This is a genomic window from Caballeronia choica (genome assembly GCF_001544535.1).
Lineage (GTDB): Bacteria > Pseudomonadota > Gammaproteobacteria > Burkholderiales > Burkholderiaceae > Caballeronia > Caballeronia choica.
This window is the reverse complement of the sequence record NZ_FCON02000311.1, coordinates 1-4395: the sequence shown is the minus strand read 5'-3', so window position 1 is coordinate 4395 and position 4395 is coordinate 1. Positions and strand designations below refer to the sequence as shown.

Annotated in this window: 3 protein-coding genes; 2 read left to right on the top strand and 1 reads right to left on the bottom strand. The window is 62.6% G+C overall.

Annotated elements, in window-relative coordinates; translation table 11 throughout:
* Window positions 1–162 precede the first annotated feature (162 nt).
* Complete coding sequence (xylA, locus tag AWB68_RS42995) at window positions 163–1479, bottom strand: xylose isomerase (RefSeq protein WP_087650193.1); 1317 nt, start codon at window positions 1477–1479, stop codon at window positions 163–165.
* Window positions 1480–1744: 265 nt separating this feature from the next.
* Here xylA and AWB68_RS42990 point away from each other — a divergent pair, with 265 nt between their 5' ends.
* Window positions 1745–2953, top strand: a complete 1209-nt coding sequence (locus AWB68_RS42990; RefSeq protein WP_087650192.1) for a XylR family transcriptional regulator — start codon at window positions 1745–1747, stop codon at window positions 2951–2953.
* A gap of 23 nt (window positions 2954–2976) precedes the next feature.
* Window positions 2977–4080, top strand: coding sequence for an aldose epimerase family protein (locus AWB68_RS42985; RefSeq protein WP_087650191.1), 1104 nt, complete (start codon window positions 2977–2979; stop codon window positions 4078–4080).
* Window positions 4081–4395 lie beyond the last annotated feature (315 nt).

Here is a 4395-nt window from a genome sequence, read left to right as displayed (position 1 = left end):
TCATGAGTTCTCCCTCCATGCAAACAGAGACTCACAAATCGCAATTAAGTTGCATTATTTGTGACGCACTGCACTAGGTTGTACCGCAGACAACGGCGCGGCAATTGCGAAATCTACCGTCCCGGGCAACGTTTTTTGATGTTGCCCGGAAGGCCTGGATGACTAACCATAGATCGCCCGGCTGACGATGTTTTCGAGCCGCTCCTGCTGTCCGCTCACGTGCTTCGGACTGATCTCGCGGGCGAGCGCATCCGCCGCGAGCGATTCCAGCGAGTAACCGCCCGCCAGCACCTTGCGTCCAAACTCGCTGTCCCAGCCTGCATAGCGCGCTTGCTTCAGACTCTGGAGTTGATCGTTCTCGATCAGTGCCGCCGCGCGTTCCAGCGCGAGCGCGATGACATCGATCGCGCCGATATGCCCATGCATCAGGTCCTCGGCATCGATGCTCTGGCGGCGCACCTTCGCATCGAAGTTCATGCCGCCCGTCGTGAAGCCGCCGTGACGCAGGATTTCGTAGAACGCGAGCGTCAGTTCCTCGACGCTGTTCGGGAACTGGTCCGTGTCCCAGCCGTTCTGGGGATCGCCGCGATTCGCGTCGATGCTGCCGAACACGCCGAGCGCGATCGCCGTCGCGATCTCGTGATGAAACGAATGACCCGCGAGCGTCGCGTGATTGGCCTCGATGTTCACGCGAATCTCGTCCTGCAAGCCGTACTGCACGAGAAAGCCGTGGACGGTCGCGACGTCGTAATCGTATTGATGCTTGGTCGGCTCCTGCGGCTTCGGCTCGATCAGCAGCGCGCCCTTGAAGCCGATCTTGTGCTTGTGCTCGACCACCATCGAAAGGAAGCGCGCAAATTGCTCGCGTTCGCGCTTGAGGTCCGTGTTGAGCAGCGTTTCGTAGCCTTCGCGGCCGCCCCACAGCACGTAGTTTTCACCGCCGAGGCGCTGCGTGGCTTCCAGCGCCTGCAACACCTGGGTCGCGGCGAACGCGAACACGTCGGGGTTCGGATTGGTCGCGGCGCCCGCCGCATAGCGCGGGTTGGAGAAGAGATTCGCCGTGCCCCACAGCAGCCTGACGCCCGTGTCGTCTTGCTTGCGTGCAAGGTAGTCGCTCATCTTTCTGAAGTTGTTCACGTAATGACGGATGCTGTCGCCCTCGGGCGACACGTCGGTATCGTGGAAGGTGTAGAACGGCGTGCCGAGCTTCGAGAAGAGTTCGAACGCCGCATCGGCTTTCAGGTGCGCCCGTTCGAGTGCATCGCCCGCCTGCTGCCACGGACGCTTGAACGTGGCCGCGCCGAACATGTCGACGCCCGGCCACACGAAAGTGTGCCAGTAGCAGACGGCGAGGCGCAGATGGTCTTCCATGCGCTTGCCCAGCACGAGCTTGTTGCGGTCGTAGTGGCGATAAGCGAACGGGCTTTGCGCCTCGCGGCCTTCGTAGCGAATCGCCGGCAGATGTTCGAAGCAGGACATGCGCGTCTCCTTGTGTTCGGATGTGTGCCGCCGAGTGCGTCGGAGCGGCCATGAAGTGACTCCATGCTGCCAGCTTGGCGCCGGTCGCGGCAATTGCGAAATCCGCCAGCGGCGATGGTGATTCTTGTTCTCGGGGATAATGGACTGGCGCCGCGCGCTGCTCGCGGCCTAGAATAAGCTGAACGCTTAAAACAGCGCAGCGGCTTCGACAGCAGCAAAGCCGCCTAACGGAGACGACAAAGCCTCGCGCTTTGTCCAGAGGTCGATGACAAGACAGCAAACTGCTCAACGCACGCATCGCATCGCGCTGCTGTTCAACGCGAACAAGGTCTATGACCGCGAGATCATCACCGGCATCGGCAACTACCTGCTGTCGACGCGCGTCGCGTGGGATCTCTTTCTCGAGGAGGATTTTCGCGCGCGCCTCACCGGCATCGAGCGATTCGAAGGCGATGGCATCATCGCCGACTTCGACGATCCCGCCGTCTGCGAAGCGCTCGCCGACTGCCCGCTGCCTGTGGTCGCGGTGGGTTCGTCGTATCAAGATCCATCGGACTATCCGGCGAACCTGCCGTACATCGCCACCGACAACGCGAAGCTCGTCTCGCTCGCGTACACGCATCTGATCGGCGCGGGATTGCAGCGCTTCGCGCTCTACAGCCTGCCCGAATCGCCCGAGAACCGCTGGGCGCAGCAACGCGAACTCGCGTTCAAGGCACTCCTCGCCGCCGATGGCCTGGAAGCCGACATCCACCGCGGACTCCCGACGAGCGCGCCCGTCTGGAACCAGGCGAGCGCGCAGCTCACGTCATGGTTGCAGGGCTTGCCGAAGCCCGTCGGCGTGATCGCCGTCACCGATGCACGCGCGCGGCATCTACTGCAAGCGTGCCTGATTTCCGGCATCGCGGTGCCCGAGGAAGTCGCGATCATCGGCATCGACAACGATCCGCTCACGCGTTCCTTGACGCGCATTCCGCTGTCATCCGTGATCCAGGGCACCGAGGAAATGGGACGCACCGCCGCCCACCTGCTGCACCAGATGTTGGGAGGCGCGCGCTTCGCGGGCCGGCGCATTCTCGTGCCGCCGGTCGGCATCAACGTGCTCCTGTCGACGCGGCATCAGCCCGTGTCGAGCCCGCATGTGATGCGCGCGCGGCATTACATCCGGCAATATGGCTGTCAGGGGATCAAGACCGAGCAAGTGGCGGATTACGTCGGCGTATCGCGCTCGTCGCTCGAAGATCACTTCAGGCGCGAACTCGGCTACACCGTGCATCAGGAAATCCTCAACCACAAACTCGATGTCGCCAAGCAACTGCTCGCGCGCCACGACATGTCGAGCGCCGAAGTGGCGATCCGCTGCGGCTTCACGTCGTTGCAATACATGTACGCTGTGTTTCGTCGCGAACTCGACTGCACGCCGCGCGAGTTTCAGGAACGTCTGCAAGCCAAAGAGACGCCGCAACCCGGCTGACGCCACGCATCCGAGCGATCGCTATGAATCTCGCCGACACCGACGGCACCAGCCGCAAAACTCACGCACGCATCGGCGTCGAGCGCTGGGGCGCACTGCCCGGCGGCGACGCCGTGCGGCTCTTCACGCTGCGCAACGCGCACGACATGCGCGTCACGATCAGCGACCTGGGCGCGACGCTCGTCGCGTGGCATGCGCCCGACCGCGCGGGGCGCATCGCCGATGTCCTGCTCGGCCACGACACGCCCGCCGACTATCTCGCGGGCCGCGCCTTCATGGGCGGGACGATCGGACGCTGGGCGAACCGCATCGCGGGAGCGCGCTTCACGCTCGACGGCGTGAGCTACTCGCTCGATCGCAACGACGGCCCGAACCATCTGCATGGTGGCGCGGCGGGATTTCATCGTGCGTTGTGGAGCGCGCGCGAAGTGGATGGCGCGCTCGTGATGACGCACGAATCGCCTGAAGGCGATGCCGGTTTCCCCGGCACGCTCACGGCAACCGTGCGTTTCTCGCTCGACGACCGCGGCACGTTGACACTCGATTACGAAGCGCTCGCCGATGCACCGACGCCCGTCAACCTGACGAATCATGCGTACTTCAATTTGTCGGGGGATGCATGCGCCGATGCGCCCGACATTCGCGGCCATGTGATCGCGATCGAGGCGGACGCGTATTTCGAAGTGGACGATACATTGATTCCGGTCGCGCGCGCGGACGTCGCGGGCAATGCATTCGACTTTCGCGCGGGCGCGCCGATTGGGGCGCGGCTCGGCTGGCCGAATGCGCAGCTCGCGCGGGCGGGCGGCTTCGATCATTGCTATGTGTTGCGAGGCGATGGCGAGTCGATGCCGATGCCGATGCGCACGGCGGCCGTGCTTTATGACCCCGCGAGCGGCCGCGAATTGACCGTCTCGACCAATGCGCATGGGATGCAGTTCTATACCGGTAATTTTCTGGAAGGCGTCGTCGGGCGTAATGGCAAGGTTTATCGCAAGCATGCGGGGCTGTGTCTGGAGACCGGGGGCTTTCCTAACCAGATCAACATGGATAATGCCGCGGGCGTAGTGCTCCGTCCGGGGGAGCGGTATCGGCAGAGGACGAGCTATCGGTTGGATATGCGTTGAGCTTCGGTGGCGCTTGAGGTGGGGTTGGGGTGGGTTGGTGTTTACGCCGTTTGATGCGCTTATGCTCCTATGGAACTTGTTTTGTTTTTGGTTTATTAGCTCTGCCCCTGTCCGGGGCGGGACTCACTTTCTTTGCTGCTGCAAAGAAAGTAAGCAAAGAAAGCAGCTTTCCAACGCCAATTCTTGCCATGCACCGCCAGCCCGTTATGTCTGAGTGGTCCAACCGGGGGAGTGTCGTTAGCGGGGTTTCATCGTTGTTGGCATGTAGAAGAGGTACGGGCATCGGACCGCTATACGAAGTGGACCAGCAGTCAT